The sequence below is a fragment of the Mycobacterium sp. HM-7 genome (assembly GCF_053852335.1).
On record NZ_CM132657.1, the window covers coordinates 4,290,415 to 4,310,426 of the forward strand.

17 protein-coding genes are annotated in these 20,012 nt (G+C 69.0%); 7 read left to right on the forward strand and 10 right to left on the reverse strand.

Going from position 1 to position 20,012, the window contains the following annotated elements:
- The first annotated feature begins 31 nt into the window (after positions 1 to 31).
- The 3 genes from ACWW1C_RS20630 to ACWW1C_RS20640 are packed head-to-tail and all read left to right on the forward strand — an operon-like array spanning position 32 to position 3,685.
- Positions 32 to 1,402: a zinc-dependent metalloprotease gene (locus ACWW1C_RS20630; protein ID WP_455980005.1), complete on the forward strand. Its 1,371-nt coding sequence runs from the start codon at positions 32 to 34 to the stop codon at positions 1,400 to 1,402.
- A gap of 56 nt (positions 1,403 to 1,458) precedes the next feature.
- Positions 1,459 to 2,316: a TOMM precursor leader peptide-binding protein gene (locus ACWW1C_RS20635; RefSeq protein ID WP_455980006.1), complete on the forward strand. Its 858-nt coding sequence runs from the start codon at positions 1,459 to 1,461 to the stop codon at positions 2,314 to 2,316.
- A gap of 46 nt (positions 2,317 to 2,362) precedes the next feature.
- Positions 2,363 to 3,685 (forward strand): macrolide-binding ATPase MABP-1, encoded by a 1,323-nt coding sequence (locus ACWW1C_RS20640; protein ID WP_455984369.1) that lies wholly within the window; start codon positions 2,363 to 2,365, stop codon positions 3,683 to 3,685.
- Positions 3,686 to 3,813: 128 nt separating this feature from the next.
- On the opposite strand, the gene ACWW1C_RS20645 is transcribed toward ACWW1C_RS20640, so the two are convergent.
- From ACWW1C_RS20645 to ACWW1C_RS20655, 3 genes are all read right to left on the reverse strand, one after another.
- A complete protein-coding gene (locus tag ACWW1C_RS20645) occupies positions 3,814 to 4,077 on the reverse strand; it encodes a WhiB family transcriptional regulator (protein WP_043392947.1) in 264 nt (87 codons plus the stop codon).
- A gap of 149 nt (positions 4,078 to 4,226) precedes the next feature.
- On the reverse strand, positions 4,227 to 4,499 hold the full coding sequence (locus tag ACWW1C_RS20650; protein WP_455980007.1) for a hypothetical protein: 273 nt from the start codon (positions 4,497 to 4,499) through the stop codon (positions 4,227 to 4,229).
- Positions 4,500 to 4,661: 162 nt separating this feature from the next.
- Positions 4,662 to 6,785, reverse strand: coding sequence for an ATP-dependent DNA helicase UvrD2 (locus tag ACWW1C_RS20655; RefSeq protein WP_455980008.1), 2,124 nt, complete (start codon positions 6,783 to 6,785; stop codon positions 4,662 to 4,664).
- A 155-nt stretch (positions 6,786 to 6,940) separates the two neighbouring features.
- Here ACWW1C_RS20655 and ACWW1C_RS20660 point away from each other — a divergent pair, with 155 nt between their 5' ends.
- Positions 6,941 to 7,177 (forward strand): mycoredoxin, encoded by a 237-nt coding sequence (locus tag ACWW1C_RS20660; RefSeq protein ID WP_455980009.1) that lies wholly within the window; start codon positions 6,941 to 6,943, stop codon positions 7,175 to 7,177.
- Between the two features lie 6 nt (positions 7,178 to 7,183).
- Here ACWW1C_RS20660 and nudC read toward each other — a convergent pair whose 3' ends face one another.
- Positions 7,184 to 8,110 (reverse strand): NAD(+) diphosphatase, encoded by a 927-nt coding sequence (gene nudC / locus ACWW1C_RS20665; RefSeq protein WP_455980010.1) that lies wholly within the window; start codon positions 8,108 to 8,110, stop codon positions 7,184 to 7,186.
- Between the two features lie 8 nt (positions 8,111 to 8,118).
- Positions 8,119 to 9,198, reverse strand: a complete 1,080-nt coding sequence (locus ACWW1C_RS20670) for a potassium channel family protein (protein WP_455980011.1) — start codon at positions 9,196 to 9,198, stop codon at positions 8,119 to 8,121.
- A 60-nt stretch (positions 9,199 to 9,258) separates the two neighbouring features.
- On the opposite strand from ACWW1C_RS20670, the gene ACWW1C_RS20675 reads away from it, so the two are divergent.
- Positions 9,259 to 9,666, forward strand: coding sequence for a DoxX family protein (locus ACWW1C_RS20675; protein WP_455980012.1), 408 nt, complete (start codon positions 9,259 to 9,261; stop codon positions 9,664 to 9,666).
- Here ACWW1C_RS20675 and ACWW1C_RS20680 read toward each other — a convergent pair.
- Both ACWW1C_RS20680 and ACWW1C_RS20685 read right to left on the reverse strand, forming a co-directional pair.
- Positions 9,649 to 12,906 carry a UvrD-helicase domain-containing protein gene (locus ACWW1C_RS20680; RefSeq protein ID WP_455980013.1) on the reverse strand — a complete coding sequence of 1,086 codons (3,258 nt, stop codon included), beginning with the start codon at positions 12,904 to 12,906 and terminating at the stop codon, positions 9,649 to 9,651. The genes ACWW1C_RS20675 and ACWW1C_RS20680 overlap by 18 nt on opposite strands.
- Positions 12,897 to 16,028 (reverse strand): ATP-dependent helicase, encoded by a 3,132-nt coding sequence (locus ACWW1C_RS20685; protein ID WP_455980014.1) that lies wholly within the window; start codon positions 16,026 to 16,028, stop codon positions 12,897 to 12,899. The genes ACWW1C_RS20680 and ACWW1C_RS20685 overlap by 10 nt, the downstream gene beginning before the upstream one ends.
- A 58-nt stretch (positions 16,029 to 16,086) precedes the next feature.
- Here ACWW1C_RS20685 and ACWW1C_RS20690 point away from each other — a divergent pair, with 58 nt between their 5' ends.
- Both ACWW1C_RS20690 and ACWW1C_RS20695 read left to right on the forward strand, forming a co-directional pair.
- Positions 16,087 to 16,893, forward strand: coding sequence for an alpha/beta fold hydrolase (locus tag ACWW1C_RS20690; RefSeq protein WP_455980015.1), 807 nt, complete (start codon positions 16,087 to 16,089; stop codon positions 16,891 to 16,893).
- Between the two features lie 2 nt (positions 16,894 to 16,895).
- Positions 16,896 to 17,192 (forward strand): MGMT family protein, encoded by a 297-nt coding sequence (locus ACWW1C_RS20695; RefSeq protein WP_455980016.1) that lies wholly within the window; start codon positions 16,896 to 16,898, stop codon positions 17,190 to 17,192.
- 12 nt (positions 17,193 to 17,204) lie between these two features.
- Here the strand turns inward: ACWW1C_RS20695 and ACWW1C_RS20700 are convergent, their stop codons facing one another.
- Genes ACWW1C_RS20700 through ACWW1C_RS20710 form a run of 3 tightly spaced genes read right to left on the reverse strand, consistent with a single transcriptional unit; the run spans position 17,205 to position 19,992 of the window.
- Positions 17,205 to 18,164, reverse strand: a complete 960-nt coding sequence (locus ACWW1C_RS20700; protein WP_455980017.1) for an isopenicillin N synthase family dioxygenase — start codon at positions 18,162 to 18,164, stop codon at positions 17,205 to 17,207.
- Positions 18,161 to 18,613: a nucleoside deaminase gene (locus ACWW1C_RS20705; protein ID WP_455980018.1), complete on the reverse strand. Its 453-nt coding sequence runs from the start codon at positions 18,611 to 18,613 to the stop codon at positions 18,161 to 18,163. Before ACWW1C_RS20705 ends, ACWW1C_RS20700 begins: the two co-directional genes overlap by 4 nt.
- The gene (locus ACWW1C_RS20710) at positions 18,598 to 19,992 is read right to left on the reverse strand and encodes a purine-cytosine permease family protein (RefSeq protein WP_455980019.1); all 1,395 of its coding nucleotides are present in this window, start codon (positions 19,990 to 19,992) and stop codon (positions 18,598 to 18,600) included. Before ACWW1C_RS20710 ends, ACWW1C_RS20705 begins: the two co-directional genes overlap by 16 nt.
- Positions 19,993 to 20,012 lie beyond the last annotated feature (20 nt).

Genomic DNA, 20,012 nt, shown 5'->3' on the forward strand with positions numbered 1-20,012 from the left:
CGTCGGCCGTCCTGGCAGTACCGTTGACGGTATGGCTGACCTGCCTTTCGGCTTCTCCAGCGGCGACGACCCCGACCGCGACAAATCGAAGAAAGAGCCTGGACCAGGTTCTTCCGGTGGCTCTTCGGACCCGTTCGGGTTCGGTGGCGCCGGCGGTGCCGGCATGCCCGACCTGGGCCAGATCTTCACCCAGCTGGGCGCGATGTTCAGCGGCGCGGGCGCGTCGATGAACAACCCGCAGTCCGGCCCGGTGAACTACGACCTGGCCCGCAAGCTGGCGTCGAACTCGATCGGGTTCGTCAAGCCCGTGCCCGAGCAGACCGCGACGGCCATCTCCGATGCGGTGCGGCTGGCCGAAACCTGGCTCGACGGCGTCACTCCCCTGCCGGCCGGTACCACCCGCGCGGCGGCCTGGACACCGAGCGACTGGCTCGACAACACCCTGAATACCTGGAAGCGGCTGTGCGACCCGGTCGCCGAGCAGCTGTCGAGCGTGTGGGTGTCCGCATTGCCCGAGGAGGCCAAGGCCATGGCCGGCCCGCTGATGGCAATGATGTCGCAGATGGGCGGCATGGCCTTCGGCTCGCAACTGGGCCAGGCCCTGGGCACCCTGTCCAAGGAGGTGCTGACCTCCACCGACATCGGCCTCCCGCTGGGGCCGTCGGGCGTGGCCGCGCTGATGCCCGAAGCCGTCGAGGCGTTCGGTGAAGGCCTCGAACAGCCGCGCAGCGAGGTGCTGACATTCCTCGCGGCGCGGGAGGCGGCCCACCACCGGTTGTTCAGTCACGTGCCGTGGCTGGCCAGCCAGCTGCTCAGCGCCGTCGAGGCCTTCGCCAAGGGCATGAAGATCGACATGAGCGGGTTCGAGGAAATGGCCTCCGGCCTGGACCCGGCGTCGCTGATGGGCGACCCGGGCGCCATGGAGAAGCTGCTCAGCCAGGGCATGTTCGAGCCGAAGGCCACCCCCGAACAGGCGGCGGCGCTCGAACGCCTGGAGACGCTGCTGGCGCTCATCGAGGGCTGGGTGCAGACCGTCGTCACCGCCGCGCTCGGTGACCGGCTGCCGGGCACGTCGGCGCTCAGCGAGACGCTGCGCCGTCGTCGTGCCACCGGCGGACCGGCCGAGCAGACCTTCGCGACCCTCGTGGGCCTGGAGCTGCGGCCGCGCAAGATGCGTGAAGCCGCCACGCTGTGGGAGAAGCTGACCGAGGCCGTCGGCGCCGACAAGCGCGATGCCGTCTGGCAGCACCCCGACCTGCTGCCCGGTGCCGCCGATCTGGATGAGCCCGCGGCCTTCATCGACCGGGCGCTCGGCGGCGACACCACGGGCCTTGACCAGGCGCTGGCCGATTTGGAGAAGGATCTGAAGCGGGACTCGGGAGACGACTCAGCCGAGGGCTGAACTTGCCTGTGGATAACTAATTCGCCGAATCTGCGCGCCATTGGCACAGTTGGGCGATGACTGCGCCCCGTCAGACCTTGAACCCGGCCATGCCGGTTCTGCGGCGCCCCGACGGGACGGTGCAGCTCGGCTGGGACCCGCGGCGCGCCATCGGCATTCGGCCCCCGGACGGGTTGTCTGTCGGTGCCCTGGCAGATCTGCTGCGCGGCATGCAGAGCGGCGTCGACACCGAGAGCAGCCGGTCCCTCGCCCTGGCGGCCGGTCTCACGGACGTCGACGGCTGGACCGGGCTCCTCGGCGCTCTGAGCTCAGCGGGGCTGCTGCAGACGGCGCCCGATGCCGGCCGCCGGCCGGTGTCGGTACGCATCCATGGCAGCGGGCCCCTGTCGGACCTGCTGGCCGGCGCCTTGAACTGTTCGGGAACCCGGGTGCGCACCAGCCGATTCGGCCACGTGGCGGTCACGCGGGCGGCCGCCGATCTGGTGGTGCTGTCCGACTTCCTGGTGGCCGACCGGCGCCTGGTGCGCGACCTGCACCGTGCCGGGGTGCCGCATCTGCCGGTGCGGATCCGCGACGGCACCGGGTTGATCGGCCCACTTGTCTTGCCCGGCGCCACGAGTTGTTTGAACTGTGCCGACCTGCACCGCTGTGACCGCGACGCGTCGTGGCCGGTGCTGGCGGCGCAGCTCGAGGGCAGCGTCGGCAGCGCTGACCGGGCCACCGTCCTCGCCACCGCGGCGGTGGCGCTCAACCAGGTGGACCAGGTGATCGATGCGATTCGCGGCGGTGGCGGCCGCGCAGAACCACCGCCGACACTGGACGCCACCCTCGAATTCGACATCGGCTCGCGGACCACCGCCGTGCGCCGATGGTCCCGTCATCCGCTGTGTGACTGGTGCGATCGACCTTCGTGACAACGTGCGTTGCCATGTCGCCGCCGTGCACTCAGCAACGTCGTGGATGATGTTGAACGTGGCTGATATCAAACGGGGCAGTGTGGCACGCAACGCGAAGCTCGCCGGCTTGGCCGGCGGCATGGCGGGACGGGCCGCGCTCGGCTTCGGCAAGCGCCTGGCGGGCAGGTCCAAGGACGAGGTCACCGCCGAACTGATGGACAAAGCCGCCAACCAGCTCTTCACCGTGCTGGGTGAGCTCAAGGGTGGCGCGATGAAGGTGGGCCAGGCCCTGTCGGTGATGGAGGCCGCCATTCCCGAGCAGTACGGCAAGCCGTACCGCGAGGCGCTGACCAAGTTGCAGCGGGAGGCTCCGCCGCTGCCTGCGGCCAAGGTGCACCGCGTCCTCGACGCGCAGCTGGGCACAAAGTGGCGCGACCGCTTCCAGTCCTTCGACGACACGCCGGTGGCGTCGGCCAGCATCGGCCAGGTCCACAAAGCCGTGTGGTCCGACGGCCGCGAGGTCGCGGTCAAAATCCAGTACCCCGGCGCCGACGAGGCGCTGCGCGCCGACCTCAAGACCATCCAGCGCCTGGTCAGCGTCTTCAAGCAGCTGGCGCCCGGCGCGGACGTCCAGGGCGTCGTCGACGAACTGATCGACCGCACCGAGATGGAATTGGACTACCGGCTCGAGGCAGACAACCAGCGCGCGTTCGCCAAGGCCTACGCCGGTCACCCGCATTTCAAGGTGCCGGGGATCGTGGCGAGCGCGCCGAAGGTCGTCATCGCCGAGTGGATGGACGGCATCCCGATGTCGGTCATCATCCGGGAGGGCACCGTCGAGCAGCGCGACCTCATGGGCACCCGACTGTCCGAGCTCACGTTCGACGCGCCCGCCCGCCTGCAGATCATGCACGGTGACACCCATCCCGGGAACTTCATGCTGCTGTCCGACGGCCGGATGGGCGTCATCGACTTCGGCGCGGTGGCGCCGCTGCCGGGTGGGCTGCCGACCGCGATCGGCGAGATGATCAGCCTGGCGCGGGACAAGAACTACGACAAGCTGCTGCCGTTGATGGAGGATGCCGGGTTCATCCAGAAGGGCGAGCAGGTCCCGATCGACGAGGTCGACGACATGCTGCGGCAGTACGTCGAGCCGATCCAAACCGAGGTCTTCCACTACACACGCCAGTGGATCATGAAGATGGCCGCAGGCCAGCTCGACAACGGCGTGGCCCAGATCAAGATGGCCCGGCAGCTTGACCTGCCGCCGAACCTGGTCATCCCGCTGCGCGTGATCGCGTCGACCGTCGCGATCTGCTGTCAGCTGGACGCCCACGTGCCGGTGAAAGCCATTGCCACGGAACTGGTTCCGGGCTTCACGCCGTAGCTCGCGGTCATTACGCGGCCGCTCGGCGCCTGCGAGCGGCCGCGTAATGCACACCAAACGCGGCGTGTCTGCGTACAGACACGGCCGCTCGCGGGAAGTACCCCCAAGGACGGATCGGGGGAAGTGAGCTAGGCCGCGACGACGTCCTTGCGCGGACGGCCGCGCGGACGCTTGCGTGCGATGACGGCACCCCGTTCGAGGATCTCCCCTCCCCAAACACCCCACGGCTCTTCACGTTCCAGCGCCTCGCTGAGGCACTGGCGCCGGATCGGGCAGTCGGCGCACAGCGCCTTGGCCTGTTCCAGCTGAGTGGGGCTGTCCGCGAACCACATATCGGGGTCGCCGACATGACATGGCACCGCCAGCCTTTGTCGGCAAGTCTGGCTAGTCATGTCCTCATCACCTACTTCCTGGTCGTCTTGCGTCTCATCTGTCTGATGGATCGGTGACCAGGTGGTGGTTTTGAGGTTGTGCCCCAAAAACTTTGGCCACGGATCCGGTGGTTTCGGGTCCGTGGCCAGGTGGCTTGCGTGGGCTCTACCTAAGTAGTGCCCCGCTTCACGGACGCGAAGGTCTTGGCGTTGCGCTTGTGCTGCGGGAGGGCGGCGACATGTCCAGACGTCGCGAGACGTGCCGCCGACATAGCGGCGGCGGCGACAGCAGCGGCAGGAACAGCCGGAGCAGCGGGAATCTCAACGTTCTGATGCCAACCTGCACCGACGCGCGATACCGCCTCATAGGCGGCAGCGGTCAACGGCGCACGGGAGCCGGCGACAGCGAGGACAGCGCCTCGGGACGCGTCAAAACTGATCATCGGGGCCACCTCCTCAGCGGTCGACTACGGATTCACACATTGCGAATTCGCGGGATTTCGTTGCGGCTTCGAGGCTAGACGTTACCACCGAAATATGACAAGCGATTTTTTGACCAGCGGTTTTGGCGCAATTTGCGTCATGTTTGGCGCAATTTAGGTGGGCTAATGGGAAGCGTTGACCAACGCCAGCACATCCGCGCCGTATTGCTCGAGCTTGCGCGCCCCGATTCCGGGAATGGCCACCAGCGCCGCATTGTCGGCCGGCAGGGCCTCGGCAATCGCTATCAACGTGTTGTCGGTGAACACCACGTAGGCAGGCACCTTCATCTCCTGCGAGGTACGCAGGCGCCACTCCTTCAGGCGACCCAGCAGCTCCTCGTCGAGGTTCGACGGGCACGATTCGCAGCGCCGCAACAGGATCGCGGTCGACGTCGTCAACGCCGAATTGCAGACCCGGCAACGCGGGGCCGGGCCCCGTTTGCGTTGCGGCTGTTGGGGTTCGCGGCGGCTCTGTGGTGTCAGCCCACTCAGGAACCGCGAGGGCTTGCGGCTCTGCCGACCGCCGGCGGCCCGCGCCAGCGCCCACGAAATCGTCAGATGCACTCTGGCCCTGGTGATTCCGACGTAGAAGAGACGCCGCTCCTCCTCGACCGGTTCACTGTCCGCGCCGTGCGACAACGCATGTGAGATGGGCAGGGTGCCGTCGACCAGACCGACCAGGAACACCGCATCCCACTCGAGGCCCTTGGCCGCGTGCAGCGACGCCAGCGTCACACCCTGCACCACCGGTGGATGCCGGGAGTCAGCGCGCTGACGCAGCTCGACGAGCAGGCCCTGCAGATCCAGGTCGCCGCGTATCGCGACCTCCTGCTCGACCAATTCGACCAAGGCCAACAACGCATCCCAGCGTTCGCGGGCCTTGGTGCCCGACGGCGGCTCGGCGGTCAGCCCCAGCGGTTCCAGCAGATCCCGCACCAACTGGGGCAGCTCGACGCCGGCGACATCACCCTGGTGCCCCGCGGCGCGCTGCAGCGCCAGCAGCGCCTGCCGAATCTCCTGCCGGCTGAAGAAGCCCTCGCCGCCGCGGACCTGGAACGCCACACCCGCCGCGGTCAGCGCCTCCTCGTAGACCTCTGACTGCGCGTTGATGCGGTACAGCACGGCGATTTCCGAAGGGGCAGTACCGGATTGGATGAGCTTCTTGATGGCGGCGGCGACCGCATTGGCCTCGGCGACCTCGTCGGGATGTTCCCGGAACACCGGTTTGGGCCCGGGCTCGCGCTGACCGATGAGCTGCAACCGGCTGGCTGCCATGCGGCCGGAGGCTGCCGAGATCACCTGATTGGCCAGCGACACCACCTGCGGCGTGCTGCGGTAGTCGCGCTCCAGCCGGATCAGCGCCGCATCGGGGAACCTTCTGGAGAAGTCGAGGAGGTACTGCGGGGTGGCGCCGGTGAACGAGTAGATGGTCTGGTTGGCGTCACCGACGACGGTCAGGTCGTCGCGCTCCCCCACCCAGGCGTTGAGCACCCGCTGCTGCAGCGGGGTGACGTCCTGGTACTCGTCGACGACGAAGCAGCGGTAGCGGTCCCGGAACTCGCCGGCGACGGCGGCGTCGTTCTCGATGGCGGCAGCGGTGTGCAGCAGCAGGTCGTCGAAGTCCAGCATTGCCGATCCGTCGCGGCGGGCCTTGAGGCCCTCGTACCCGGCGTACACCGCGGCGACCTTCGCAGCGTCGAACGGGATGTCCCGCTCGATCTTGGCGACCTGCTCCGGGTACTGCTCGGGACTGATCAGGGACGACTTGGCCCATTCGATCTCACCGGCCAGGTCGCGCACGTCGTCGGTGCTCGCCTGGATGCCCGCCCGGTTGGCCGCCTGCGCGACGACCGCGAACTTGCTGTCGAGCAGCTCCCAGCCGGTGTCGCCGACCACCCGCGGCCAGAAGTACCGCAGTTGCCGCAGTGCCGCGGCGTGGAATGTCATGGCCTGGACGGCTCCGGAGCCTGGGGAACCGGCAAAAGTGCCGTCGTCCGCGTGATCCAGGCTGCGGAGCCGGCTGCGCATCTCGCCCGCGGCACGCTGGGTGAACGTCACGGCCAGCACCTGACCCGGCGCGACGTGGCCGGAAGCGACCAGATACGCGATGCGGCGGGTGATGGTCCGGGTCTTACCCGTGCCTGCGCCGGCCAGCACGCAGACGGGCCCGCGGGGCGCGAGGACGGCCTCGCGCTGTTCGTCGTCGAGGTCCTCGAGGAGTGTGGACGGTGGGGCCTCGGCTGGCATGGCCTCCATCATGGCAGGCGGGTGTGACACGTCGGCGGGCCGACCATATGACACAGTGGCGGGCCGACCATGTGACACATTGGCGAGCCGACCATGTGACACACAAGGCACCGCCAGTCGGCATGCCGCGCCCATCGGATACGTTGAGTCGCGTTATGAGTGCACTGATCATGTACAGCACGACCTGGTGCGGCTACTGCAAGCGGCTCAAGACCGCGCTGAAGGCCGAAGGCATCTCTTACACCGAGATCGACATCGAGCAGGACCCGGCAGCGGCCAAATTCGTCGGTTCGGTCAACAACGGCAACCATGTGGTTCCGACGGTCAAGTTCCCCGACGGCTCGACGCTGACCAACCCCAGCATCAAGGACGTCAAAGCCAAGCTGAGCTAGGCGGCGTTACTGGGCGGCCCAGGACTCGATGATCTCCCGGGCGATCGAGATCGAGCCGGGCAGCAGCAGTCGGGTGTCCGACGTGCTGTTCCAGTCCCCGTGCTCGAGCGCCTCGCGCACTTCGGCGCGGGTGAACCAGTCGGCCTCGGCGATCTCGCCGTCGTTGAACGAGAACGGCTGCTCCGGATCGCCGATGGCGTGGAACCCGACCATCAACGAGCGCGGGAACGGCCAGGGCTGACTGCCCAGGTACTTGACGTCGGTGACGGCCAGGCCGATCTCCTCGGAGATCTCGCGCACCACGCAGGACTCGAACGACTCGCCGGCCTCCACGAACCCCGCCAGCAGCGAGAACAGCCGCTCGGGCCAGTTCGTCTGCCGGGCCAGCACGGCGCGATCATGGCCGTCGTGCACCAGACAGATGATCGCCGGGTCGATGCGTGGGAATTCCTCGTGGCCGCCGATGCTGTTGACCCGCGCCCAGCCGCCCTTGACCGACTTGGTGGGGGCGCCGTCGATGGCGCTGAAGCGGGCGCTGTCGTGCCAGTTCAGCAAGGCCGTCGCCGTCGAGACGAGCTGGGCGCTGACGTCGTCGAAGATGGTCCCGGCCCGGCGCAGGTCGAGCACCTCGACGGGATTGTCCGACGGGTCCACTGGGTCTTCTAATGCGCCGCGGATGCCCCACACGTGCCGGCCGTCGGGCATCCGGCCGAGGAACACCGCATGCTCGTCGGGCTTGTCCCCGAGTTCGGCCGCGCGACCGAGCACCACCTGGCCGCCGGAGATCAGCACCTGGTTGCGGCGGTCCACCCGCAGCAGCAGCGCGTCCTTCCAGCCGGCGATCGCGGCATCGACGTCGGTGCGCAGCGTGTCGGCGCGGTCGGCGCCGACCCGGGACAGCAGCGGGACATTGCGCAGGGTGAAATCGCTCATTGTGGCGGTTACCGTTCGACTTCGGCGTTGCGGATGTAGAGCAGCCGGTCCCCGGCCGCCAGGGCGTCGACCTCAGGGGCGTCGACGCGCAGCAGCTGCCCGTCCCGCACCACCCCGAGCACGATGTCCGTCAGATGCCGCGGCGAGCCGCCGAGTTCCTTGACCTCGACCTCGCGCTCGGAGATCGCGAAGCCGGCATCGGGGGTCAGCAGGTCCTCGACCATCTCGACGACGCTCGGGGTCTGGGTGGCGATGCCCAGCAGTCGGCCGGCGGTCTCCGAGGAGACGACGGTCGAGTCGGCACCGGATTGCCGCAGCAGATGCTGGTTCTCGGCCTCCCGGGCCGAGGCGACGATCTTGGCCTTGGGCGCCACCTCCCGCGCGGTCAGCGTGACCAGCACGGCGGTGGCGTCCTTGTCTGTCGCCACGACGATCGACTTCGCGTGCTGGGCCCCGGCCAGGCGCAGCACCTCCGACTTGGTGGCGTCGCCGACCACGGTGACCAGGCCGGCGGCGCGCGCCCGGTCCAGTGCCGCCGGGTTCTCGTCGACGACGACGATGTCCCCTGGGGCGACCTCGTCACCGACCATGGCCTGAACCGCGGTGCGGCCCTTGGTGCCATAACCGACGACGATGGTGTGGTTGCGCACGGTGCTCCTCCATCGCTGAATCTTCAAGGCTTGGCGAGACTGCGTGGTCAGCGTCTCGACGGTCGTACCGATGAGCACGATCAGGAATGCGATGCGCATCGGGGTGATCACCAGGACGTTGACCAGGCGCGCGCTCGGGGTGAGCGGCGTGATGTCGCCATAACCGGTGGTCGACAGCGACACCGTCGCGTAGTAGATGCAGTCCAGGAGCGACATCTCGTTCTCCTGCGCATCGCGGTAGCCGTCGCGGTCGAGGTACACGACGAGCACCGCGGCGGCGAGCACCAGCAGCGCGTAGATCACCCGGCGCACGATCCGGCGCACCGGACTGACGAATCTCTCCGGAATCTGCAGCACATCAACCAGATCCGCGTTCTGGCGGCTGGTGAGGTTCTGTTCCATCGCGGCCATGCGCCGCGACAATCTAACGCGAGCCATGAAGAGCCAATATCTGGCAGAGGCTCACCACGGGACGGCTCGGCACAGCACTATGTAACCATGACCGCTCCCAGTCGCACCGACAACGCCACCCCCAGTCAGGCCCCCGCGTACCGAATGGGCGCGATGCTCGTCGGGATGGGGGCCCTGCATTTCGTCGCGCCCAAGCCGTTCGACGGCATCGTCCCGGAGGAACTGCCCGGCACTACGCGGTTCTACACCTACGCGTCCGGCGTCGCCGAAGTCGCCACCGGCGCCGCGCTACTCCTGCCGCGGACGCGAAAGCTGGGTGCGCTGGCCGCCATCGCGCTGTTCATCAGCGTGTTCCCGGCGAACGTCAACATGGTCCGGCTGTGGTGGCCCAAGGGCTGGCCGGCCCGCATCGCGGCGTTGGCCCGGCTGCCGCTGCAGGTGCCGATGGTGACCCAGGCGCTCAAGGTCTACCGCAATTCACCCGAGGCGAACTAGCGCCGCGAGTTCGTCGGCGCCGGGCAGACCGGTAGGCGCGATCGTCTGTCCGGCGCGCACGTAGTGGAAGACCGCCCGCACCGAATCGACGGGGACGCCCTGGATCGACGACCAGGCCAGGCGGTATACCGCGAGCTGAATCGCCTTGTTACGCATGGTTTCCGGGGTGGTCGGCGGATCACCGGTCTTCCAGTCCAGCACGGTGTAGCCACCGTCGGCATCGGCGAACACCGCGTCGATGCGCCCGCGGATCACGCGGTCGCCGATCACCATGTCGAACGGCACCTCGATGTCGATCGGCGTGCGGGCCGCCCACTCCGACAACGCGAAAGCGGCCTGCAGGTCCGCCAGCTCCTCCGCGACGGCCTGGCCCAGCTCGGCGTCGACCGCCCCGGGAAGGTCGTCCAGGTCGAACAGCCGCTCGGCCGAGAAATACCGCTGCACCCAGTCATGAAACGCGGTGCCCAGCAGCGCCTGCGGGTCCGGGCGGGACGGTAGCCGTCGCTGCAGCCGTCGCAATGCACCGGACCGGTCGCTGCCCAGGTCGACCAATGTGCTGACCGACAGCTGCGGCGGCAGATCGAGGGGCGCGGCCGCCTGGGCCCGCTCGCGTTCAGCGAGTAGGGCATCCACGTCGGCGGCCCAACCGTGCCGGTCGTCGAAATCGTCGACCGCGGCGGTGAGCGCTTGGGCGACCAGGGCCGCACCCCGGTCTACGTCACCGCGGCGGGATCCGGCCGGATCGGTGGGCCATGAACATTCGACGACGTTGTCCCGCAAAGGGTTGACGGCGCTCTCGGGTGGCGCGGGTGCCCACTGCTCGATCTCGCCGCAGGGATCACCGTCAACGGCGGCACGCTCGATGATGTCGCGCATCTCGATCAGGAAGTCGGAAGGCCCCGCGGGCTTCGCGGCCGTCGTCCCCCAGTGGTACCCCGACAACAGCAGGGTGTCCTCGGCACGGGTGAGGGCCACGTAGAGCAGACGGCGTTCCTCGTCGGTGCGCCGCTGGTCGAGCAGGGCCTTGTGCGCGGTGATCTTGTCCGCCAACACCTTTCGGTCGTTGACATCGGAGGTGTCGAGCACTGGAACGCCATGTTCGGACAGCTCGGCGCGGTCGCCGCGCAGCAGCGGCGGCAGGTCCCCCGCGTCAGTCAGCCAGGTGCGCTGCGACGCAGTGGACGGGAACACGCGGGCAACCAGGTGCGGCACCGCGACAACCTGCCACTCCAACCCTTTGGCCGCGTGCACCGTCAGGATCTGCACGCGGTCCGAGGCCACCGTCACCTGCGCCGGTGCCAGCCCGTTCTCCACCTCCGCGGCGGCGGTCAGATACGCCAGCAGTCCGACGATGGGTGCCGACGTCTCGAAGTCGCCGGCCGGCCGGGCGGCGTACCCCGCGACCACGTCGGCGAACGCATCGAGATGCTCGGTGCCGCGCCAGCCCTCGGAGACCCCACTGGCCGCGCGGGTTTCGGCGTCGATCCCCAGAACGCGGCGCACTTCGGCGACCAGATCCGGCAGCGGCTGATGCAGGTGCGCGCGCAGCTGGCTCAGTTCGGCGGCCAGGGCCAGCAGCCGGCGATGCCCTTCGGGTGAATAGCGGTCGGCCGGGCCAGGATCACTGATCGCGTCGGCCAGGCAGGCCTGGTCGGCGTCGGGGGCGACGTGCGCGACGGCCAGCTCGGCGGGCGACCCGGACGTCCGTGCCGCATCGGGCGCATCCAGCTCCGAGGCGCGGCGCCACAGCGCGGCCAGGTCGGCCGCCCCGAACCGCCACCGCGCGCTGGTGAGTACCCGCATCGCGGCGACGCCGGCAGTCGGCTCGGCGACCAGACGCAACATGGCAACGACGTCGGCGACCTCGGGGATGGCCAACAGCCCGGCCAGCCCGACCACCTCGACGGGTACCCCCCGCGCGTTCAACGCCTCCGCGATGGGCGCGGCGTCGGCGTTACGGCGCACCAGTACCGCGGCCGTCGGGACCGGTTCGCCCGCCGCGACGGCGCCGTGGTACCGGCGAGCGAGGTGATCGGCAACCCAATCACGTTCGGCAACAACATCTTCCAACAAGGCGCACTGGACGGTCCCCGGCTCGGCGCCCGGCCGCGGCAGTAGCTCGCGCACGCTCACCGAACGACGACGGGCCTCGGCAGAGACCTCATTGGCCAGCTTCAGCGCCCGCGGCGGGTTACGCCAACTGGTCCGCAGTTCCAGGGTCGGGGCCGGCGAACCGTCCGACAGACGGAAGTCGGTGGTGAACCGGGGCAGGTTGGTCGCCGACGCGCCGCGCCAGCCGTAGATCGACTGGATCGGATCCCCGACCGCCGTCAGCGCCAGACTGTCGTCGGCACCGCCGCCGAACAGCGACGACAGCGCCACCCGCTGGGCATGCCCGGTGTCCTGGTATTCGTCGAGCAGGACAACGCGATACCGCTCTCGGAGCTGCGCGCCGACCTGAGGGAAACGCTCGGCCAAGCGCGCCGCTGCGGACATCTGGGAGCCGAAGTCCATCACCTGCGCATCCCGCATCCGCTGATGCACCGCGTCGATCAGCGGCACCAGTTCAGCCCGCTCGGTCTGGGTCGCCAGCAGATTCAGCAGCCACTGCGTGGGGCCGCCCCGCTGACCCGGACCCCCGGGGAGCGTCAGGATGAGCCGTTCCAGCTCCTGATGGGTGTCCCGCACGGCATCGGTGTCGACGAGATGCTCGGACAGCTGGCCGGCCAGGCGCAGCACCATCTGGGTGATGGCGGCCGGGGACTTGTCGGTCCGCAGCTGCCCCGGAAAATCGGACACGACCCGAAAAGCCAACTGCCACATCTCGGTTTCGGTGACCAGCCGCGTGGCCGGTTCGATGGGCAACAGCAGCCCGTATTCGCGCAGCAAGGTGCCGGCGAAGGCGTGATAGGTGCTGACGGTGGCGTGTTCGTCGGCCAGCGAGACGCCGGGCAGCAGACCCGAGCCGGCCAGGCGCGCCAGCCGGGTGCGCACGCGGCGCAACAACTGTCCGGCGGCCTTGCGCGTGAAGGTCAGGCCCAGCACCTGCGACGGGGTGGCGTAGCCGTTGGCGACCAGCCACACCACGCGCGCGGCCATGGTCTCGGTTTTCCCGGCGCCGGCACCGGCGATCACCACCAATGGTCCCGGTGGGGCGGCGATGACCGCGGCCTGCTCGTCGGTGGGTGCGAACAGCCCGAGCGCCTCGGCAAGATCGGTGGGGCTGTACGTCACGGGCATCCCCCTTTCGTACCTTGCGCCGGGCACATGGCCCGCACCGGGCAGATGGCGCACCCGGCGCCGACCCGCGCGACGAAGTTCGGCCCTGCCGTCGCAGTGGCGGCATCGGTGACCCGCTGCCGCCACTGCGCCTGCGCCGTCTCCCCCATCGGATCCTGTTCGCGCTCGGTGGCGCCGGCCTTGGCGGGTTTCGCCGGATACACCAGCCGCCCCCCGCCCGGCTGATCACCTTGCGGCACAACACCTTCGGCGATCGCCAGCTGATACAGCGCGAGCTGTGCGTGCTGCTGAGCGTCGGCCTTGGTGGCCGGGCTCTTGCCGGTCTTGACGTCGACCACCACGAGGCGGCCGTCGCGGTCACGTTCGAGCCGGTCGATGCGTCCCTTCACCTGCACCCGCGGACCGGCCTCGATGATCGTGCCCGCGACCTCGAGTTCGGTACCGACCTCGGTGAGCTCGCCGCGGCTCTCCTGCCGCCACGTGGTGAACGTGGCCAGCATCTCGCGGTACCGCTCCAGCTCGTTGTCGGCATACCAGTTCGAATCGAAAGGCATTTGCTGCCAGACTTTTTCGAGTTCGCCACGCAACTGGGCCTCACTGCGACCGGAATCGGCGACCAGGGCGTGCACCAGGGAGCCTAGGGCCGAACGCAGGTCGCGGCCATCACTGCCGCCGTGGCGTTCGAGCATCCAGCGCAGTGGACAGTCGGTCAGGGTCTGCACCGTCGACGGCGACACCGTGACGATGTGGTCGTCGCCGGACCACAGCGGCTCGACAGTGGAGAGTTCCGTGCTGCCATACCACTGCGCCGGGTCGGCACCCGGAATGCCGGCCTCGGCCAGCCGGGCCAATTGCGCCGCGGCACAAAGCCGGTCGGTCTCCTCGACGGCACCGTCCGGGGCGCACACCACCGACCGCAACCGGCCGACCAGCGCCGCCGGGGACAAGACCGCGGGCGCATGCACCGGCAGCTCGTCGGCGTCGGGTGCGGTGCCGCCGGCCAGTGCCGCCAGCTCCTCGAAGAAAGTCGACGGCAGCAGCGCCTCGTCGCCGTTGTCACTGTCGACGGCCGTCACCAGCACCCGGTTGCGGGCCCGTCCCAGTGCGGCGACCAGCAGCCGCCGTTCCTCGGCCAGCAGCGGCGCGGTGGCCGACATGCCGCGGACGTCACCCACCCCGTCGACGATGTCGAGCAGCTGCTGGGTCCCCAGCACGCCCCCGCGCGGAACTGTGTTGGGCCACAGCCCTTCCTGTAGGCCTGCGATGACCACGAAATCCCATTCCCGGCCCAGGGCGGCATGCGCACTGAGGACCGCCACCTCGTCGGCCTCGGCGCGCTCGGGCGTCGAACCCGACCAGGACAGGGCACGGACGTGGTCGATCAAGCCGGCGAGAGACGCGGCCGCGGTGCGGGCCACGTACTGGTCGGCGATGTCGAACAGTACGGTGACGGCGTCCAGGTCGGCGCCTGCCGCGATCCCGGCGGAACCCGGGCGGCCGGCCGCGGACTGCCATCTGCGGGACAACCCACTGGTGTGCCAGGCCTGCCACAGCACGAACCGTGGATCCTGGCCCGCAGTCGCCGAGCGGCGCGCCGCGTCGAGGACCGCGCGGACCCGTCGCACCGGACGTGCCAGCTGATCAGACAGCGGGAGCTTGCAGTCAGGGCTCACGGCCTCGACGAGCAGCTCGCCGAACTCACGTCCGCTGCCGTCTGCGCGGCGCAGCGCGCGCCGCAACTGGCGCAGCGACACCGGGTCGACCCGGCCGATGGGACCCGTCACCAGCGCCAGCGCGCGGTCGCCGGTCACCTCATCGGCGACACAGTCGAGCACCGTGAGCAGTGCGCCCACCGCCGGATGCTGGGCCGGCGGCGCGGTATGGGCTTGCTGCTGCACCGGGACCCCGGCCGCGGTCAGGGCCCGGGCCAGCGCGGTGCCGGCCCGCGGCACCGACCGCACGATGACGGCCATCTGTGACCACGGCACGCCGTCGACCAGATGGGCGCGGCGCAAGGCATCGGCGATCAATGCGGACTCGGCGTGCGGCGAACCCGCGACGCGCACCGCGAGCGAGCCGAGCTCATCCGACGTCGCCGAGGTCAGCGCGCGGGACGCGTCCACGCCGGGGAGGCGCCGCGCCACGGCGGCGACCGCGCCCGCCACGGCGGGCGCGCACCGATGCGACTCGGTAAGGACCACCTGCGGCTGATCCTCGGGGCCGTACAGCAACGTCGGCTCGGCACCGCGGTAACCGAACACCGTCTGGCTCGGGTCACCGCCGATGACCGTCAGCTGTGCGCCGGCGGCCAGCACCCGCACCAGTAGGGCGGCCTGCGGATCGAGGTGCTGCGCATCGTCGACGAGCAGCAGCTTGATGCGGGAGCGTTCGGCGTCCAGCAAGGCGGGATCGACGGCGAAGGCCTCGAGCGCGGCGCCGACCAGCTCAGCCGCGCCCAGCGCCGGCACTGTCGCCTGCGGCGCTGCCATGCCGACGGCGCTGCGCAACAACATCACCTGCTCGTAGACCTGTGCGAACCGGGCCGCGGCCACCCACTCCGGGCGGCCGGCCCTGCGTCCGATGCGGCGCAGATCCGCGGCGTCGACGCCGCGTTCGGTGCAGCGCGCCAACAGGTCCCGCAGTTCGGTGGCGAACCCGGCAGTGGCCAATGCCGGGCGCAGGTGCAGCGGCCAGTCCACGCCGGCCTCGTCGCCGTCCTCGAGATCGCCGGCCAGGAGCTCGCGGATGATGCCGTCCTGCTCGGCGCTGGTGATCAGCCGCGGCGGCGGGTCACCGGCGCGCTGGGCCGCCTGGCGCAACACGGCGAATGCGTACGAGTGCAGCGTGCGAACAAGGGGCTCGCGGGTGACCTGGCCGGAATCACCGAGCAGTGCCGACGTGATGGCACCGCGGACCCGGCTGCCGAGCCGCGCCGAACCCGTGAGCAGGAGCACCGACTCCGGATCGGTCCCGGCCGCGATATGCGTTGCCGCCGTGCGGATCAGCAACTCGGTTTTCCCGGTTCCGGGGCCGCCCAGCACCCGCACCACACCGCGCTGGCCGGGCTCGGTCAGGGCATTAACCGAACCGGGTGCGGTGAGTGCGAAGTGCGGGGCGGCCATGGCAGGCATGCAACCACGGGGGTACGACAAACACGGCCGACGACGGCGTTCCACCGTAATGTCTGGCAGCATCAACGGCGTGAGCTTGCAGGTGTACCGCTACGGACCGGCACGGCCGGCACAGATCCTTGCCCTGCACGGCCTGACCGGCCACGGCAGGCGATGGCAGACCTTGGCGGACGAGCATCTGCCCGAATACGCCGTGCTGGCACCGGACCTCCTCGGACATGGCCATTCCTCGTGGGCGGCGCCGTGGAACATCGACGAGAACGTCGCGGCCCTGGCCGCCCTGCTGCACGACGAGGCCGACGGTCCCGTCGTCGTGGTCGCGCACTCGTTCGGCGGCGCGATAGCGCTCAATCTCGCTGCCGCGCACCCGAATCTCGTGTCGGGCCTGGTGCTGCTGGACCCGGCCACCGGTTTGGACGGCAGCTGGATGAGCGAGATCGCCGACGCCATGCTCGGCTCGCCCGACTACCCGGACCGGCAGGAGGCCCACGCCGAGAAGGTGAACGGATCGTGGGGCGAGGTGTCGGTGAAGCACCCCGGGGAACTCGAACGCGACCTCGACGAGCACCTGGTCGCGCTGCCCGGTGGACGCGTCGGTTGGCGGATCAGCCTGCCCGCCATGATGTCCTACTGGAGTGAGCTGGCCCGCCCGATCGTGTTGCCGCAGCCGGGCACACCCACGACGCTGGTCCTGGCGAAACGGACCCACCCGGCCTACGTCACCGGTGAGCTGGTGTCCGCCTTGCAGGCCCGCCTCGGCGCTGACTTCGTGCTGACCGAATTCGACTGCGACCACATGGTGCCGCACGCCATGCCCGCCGAAACCGCCGACGTGATCCGGCGTCACCTGGTCTGATCATGGCCGCTGTCACGGACGAACAGGTCGAGAACGTGCGGGACCTCGTCGCCTCGATACCGTCGGGCCGGGTGTCGACGTACGGCGACATCGCCGATGCCGCAGGACTTTCCAGCCCGCGGATCGTCGGCTGGATCATGCGGACGGATTCCTCTGATCTGCCCTGGCACCGGGTGATCCCCGCGTCGGGCCGGCCCGCGCCGCATCTCGCGACGCGGCAACTGGAAAACCTTCGCGCCGAAGGCGTGCTGGCGGTCGACGGCCGGGTTCCGCTGCGGCAGTATCGGCACGAGTTCTGATGGTGGAGACACTCACCCGACGGTGATGGCGTCCAGCCGTTCCTTGATGAACTCCGCGGAGACCACCGGCGCCAACCCGGACACCGCTCCGATGGGCGGCTGCAACGGGGTGATCAGTGCATCGTGGTTGGCTTCGTAGAAGTAGATCAGCGACACCAGGTCTTCTTCCGGTGCGTGGGGTTGCGGCGGCAGCACGCGATGCCGGCCGGACGGCCAGCGTCGTCCGCTCCAATACTCCAGCAGGTCCCCGATATTCACCGTCAGCGCACCGGGTTCCCAGGGGGCGTCCGCCCAGCCCTCGGCGTCGGAATACGCCTGCAGCCCGCCGGCGCCCGGCTCCCGGTCGAGCACGGTGACGGTGCCGAAGTCCGTGTGCGGGCCGATGCGGAACTGCCCGGGCTCGGGTTCACCCACGACGCTGACCGGCGGGTAGTGGTTGATGTTCATCGTCCACGTGGGCCGATCTGCCAGCGCGGCAAAAGGATTCGCCGGTAACCCGAGCGCGTGTGCGAACAGGGCCAGCAGATCGTCGGACAGCCGGCGCATCTGGGCGGTGTATTCATTGACCAACGTCTGCAATGCGGGCACCTCGGCGGGCCAGACGTTGGGGGCGAACCAGATTCGATCCACCTCCGGCTCCCCCGTCGAGGTTTCCGCGCCCAGACTGAAACTCTCTTTCAGATCGGGTGGCGTCTCGGTGCCTTCGGCGTAGCCGTTGGCCTCGGCGCCGGGGCCGATCCAGCCGTGCCCGCCCACCGGCACCGAATATCGCCGCTTCACCTCGTCGGGCAACGCGAAGAATTCCCGGCTGACCGCGCGGACCGCGGCCGCCAGTCCCTGATCCACCCCGTGGCCGGTGACGACGATGAAACCGGCGCGCTGTAGACCCGCGTCGACTTCGGCGGCCACCGCATCAGCCTCGGCTCCGCCGGCGTACCAGCGGGAGATGTCCACTGTCGCAATGGCACTCATTCGCCGATGTCCTCCGCCCACAATTCCGGACTGGTTCGGATGAACTCGTCCATCATCGCCACGCACCGCTCGTCGTCCAACAGCGTGACCGTCACACCATGTTCGGCCAGCCAATCATGCCCACCGTAGAACGTGCGGGCCTCCCCGATCACCACCGCGCCGATGCCGAACTGCCGAACCAACCCGCTGCAATACCAGCACGGCGAGAGCGTCGTGACCATGATGGTCGAGCCGTAGCCGCGCTGACGTCCGGCCGCGCGGAACGCGTCGGTCTCGGCGTGCACCGACGGGTCATCGCTCTGCACCCGGCGGTTGTGGCCGGCGCCCAGGAGTTCACCATCGGCACGAAACAATGCCGCACCGATCGGAATACCACCTTCGGCCAACCCTTTTCGCGCTTCGGCGACCGCAACGTCGAGCATCTGCTCAGGGGTCACGCGGACGCGCATTCCGCGGCGATTTTCGACCGACACAGCACCAGGTACGCGGCACCGGCGATGAGAAAGCCTACGAAGAAGGTGATATCGCCGAGTTTCGGCACCGCCCGGGCGATAAAGCCGACGAACTTTTCTTGGTTGGAGAACAACAGCACCGATAGGCCCAAGCCCAGCGCGAAGGACAACAGCCCCGGCCAGTTCGTGTACGAGCGGTCGTAGAGATACCCGGCGATCTGTTGTCCGCGGCGCAGATACTGATCGGCGAAGACCACACCCAGCCACGGTCCGATCCAGTAGGCGATCACCAGCAGGAACGCCTCATAGCTGTGCGCGGCATCGGGCAACGCCCACCACGCGATGAGGAAACCGGCCACGCCGAAGAATACGGTCACCAGCGCCCGCGCGATGTGCGGCGGTAACGTTATGCCGATGGTCACGAAAGCCATTGCCCCAGAATAGATATTGAGCGCATTGGCGGCGATCGCACCGATCGCGATGGCCAGCAGGGTCGCCTTGGCCAGCCACGGCCCGAGCTCGGCGGTGAACGACCCGGTCGGATTGCCCAGGCTCGCCGCGCCGAACGTCGTCGATGCGGCCCCGACGATCTCGAGCGCCACACACGAGACGAACAACCCGGTGGAGGCGAAGAACCCCGTCGCGAAAGTGGAGACCGCCGACGGCAGATAGCGGGTGTAGTCCGCGGCGTACGGGGTCCAGCCGGCGGCGTAGCCGAACGCGGTGCCGACGGTGAGCAGGAAGCCCCCGAGCCCGCCAACCCCGCCCGACGGCGCCGGCGCACCCAGATCTGCATGCGCGAAAATTCCCACCGCGGCCGCGCCGAAGACGATGACGAGCGCCGGGAACGACCACCGCTCGAACGCCTGCACCAGATTGTGGCCGAAGAACGCGAACGCGGTCTGCAACACCACGATGATGATCAGGCCGACCAGTGGTCCGAAGCCGAACAAAGTGGACAAGGCAAACGCACCGCTGACACTGTTGGTGGCGAACCAGCCGACGCCCGCGGTGATCGACATCAACGTCGCAGGCAGAGCGTTTCCCTTGAACCCGAACGCCATTCGCCCCAGCACCATCTGCGGCACGCCGTGCAGCGGTCCACGCGCGGACAGGAAATAATGCGCGATGGCACCCAGCCCGGTACCGATGATGATCCCGGCGACCGCCTGCCAGAAGCTCATGCCGAACGCGAGGACGGCCAGCATGCCGACGAACACCGTCGCGAATTCCATGTTGGGTGACGTCCACGTCCAGAACAGCTGGCTCGGCTTGCCGTGTCGGTCCGCCTCGGCGATGAACTCGTTGCCGCCGGGTTCGACCGCAGCGATCCGGTCTTTGTAAGTTCCGTCAGTGGTGGGCTCAACAGCCGTCATGCAGGGTAACTTTCCCACCG

Bases quoted from the DNA above. Each gene is read 5' to 3' on its own strand.
- ACWW1C_RS20630 (WP_455980005.1), top strand. From the start codon at position 32: ATGGCTGACCTGCCTTTCGGCTTCTCCAGCGGCGACGACCCCGACCGC.
- ACWW1C_RS20635 (WP_455980006.1), top strand. From the start codon at position 1,459: ATGACTGCGCCCCGTCAGACCTTGAACCCGGCCATGCCGGTTCTGCGG.
- ACWW1C_RS20640 (WP_455984369.1), top strand. From the start codon at position 2,363: ATGATGTTGAACGTGGCTGATATCAAACGGGGCAGTGTGGCACGCAAC.
- ACWW1C_RS20645 (WP_043392947.1), bottom strand. From the start codon at position 4,077: ATGACTAGCCAGACTTGCCGACAAAGGCTGGCGGTGCCATGTCATGTC.
- ACWW1C_RS20650 (WP_455980007.1), bottom strand. From the start codon at position 4,499: ATGATCAGTTTTGACGCGTCCCGAGGCGCTGTCCTCGCTGTCGCCGGC.
- ACWW1C_RS20655 (WP_455980008.1), bottom strand. From the start codon at position 6,785: ATGCCAGCCGAGGCCCCACCGTCCACACTCCTCGAGGACCTCGACGAC.
- ACWW1C_RS20660 (WP_455980009.1), top strand. From the start codon at position 6,941: ATGAGTGCACTGATCATGTACAGCACGACCTGGTGCGGCTACTGCAAG.
- nudC (WP_455980010.1), bottom strand. From the start codon at position 8,110: ATGAGCGATTTCACCCTGCGCAATGTCCCGCTGCTGTCCCGGGTCGGC.
- ACWW1C_RS20670 (WP_455980011.1), bottom strand. From the start codon at position 9,198: ATGGCTCGCGTTAGATTGTCGCGGCGCATGGCCGCGATGGAACAGAAC.
- ACWW1C_RS20675 (WP_455980012.1), top strand. From the start codon at position 9,259: ATGACCGCTCCCAGTCGCACCGACAACGCCACCCCCAGTCAGGCCCCC.
- ACWW1C_RS20680 (WP_455980013.1), bottom strand. From the start codon at position 12,906: ATGCCCGTGACGTACAGCCCCACCGATCTTGCCGAGGCGCTCGGGCTG.
- ACWW1C_RS20685 (WP_455980014.1), bottom strand. From the start codon at position 16,028: ATGGCCGCCCCGCACTTCGCACTCACCGCACCCGGTTCGGTTAATGCC.
- ACWW1C_RS20690 (WP_455980015.1), top strand. From the start codon at position 16,087: ATGTCTGGCAGCATCAACGGCGTGAGCTTGCAGGTGTACCGCTACGGA.
- ACWW1C_RS20695 (WP_455980016.1), top strand. From the start codon at position 16,896: ATGGCCGCTGTCACGGACGAACAGGTCGAGAACGTGCGGGACCTCGTC.
- ACWW1C_RS20700 (WP_455980017.1), bottom strand. From the start codon at position 18,164: ATGAGTGCCATTGCGACAGTGGACATCTCCCGCTGGTACGCCGGCGGA.
- ACWW1C_RS20705 (WP_455980018.1), bottom strand. From the start codon at position 18,613: ATGCGCGTCCGCGTGACCCCTGAGCAGATGCTCGACGTTGCGGTCGCC.
- ACWW1C_RS20710 (WP_455980019.1), bottom strand. From the start codon at position 19,992: ATGACGGCTGTTGAGCCCACCACTGACGGAACTTACAAAGACCGGATC.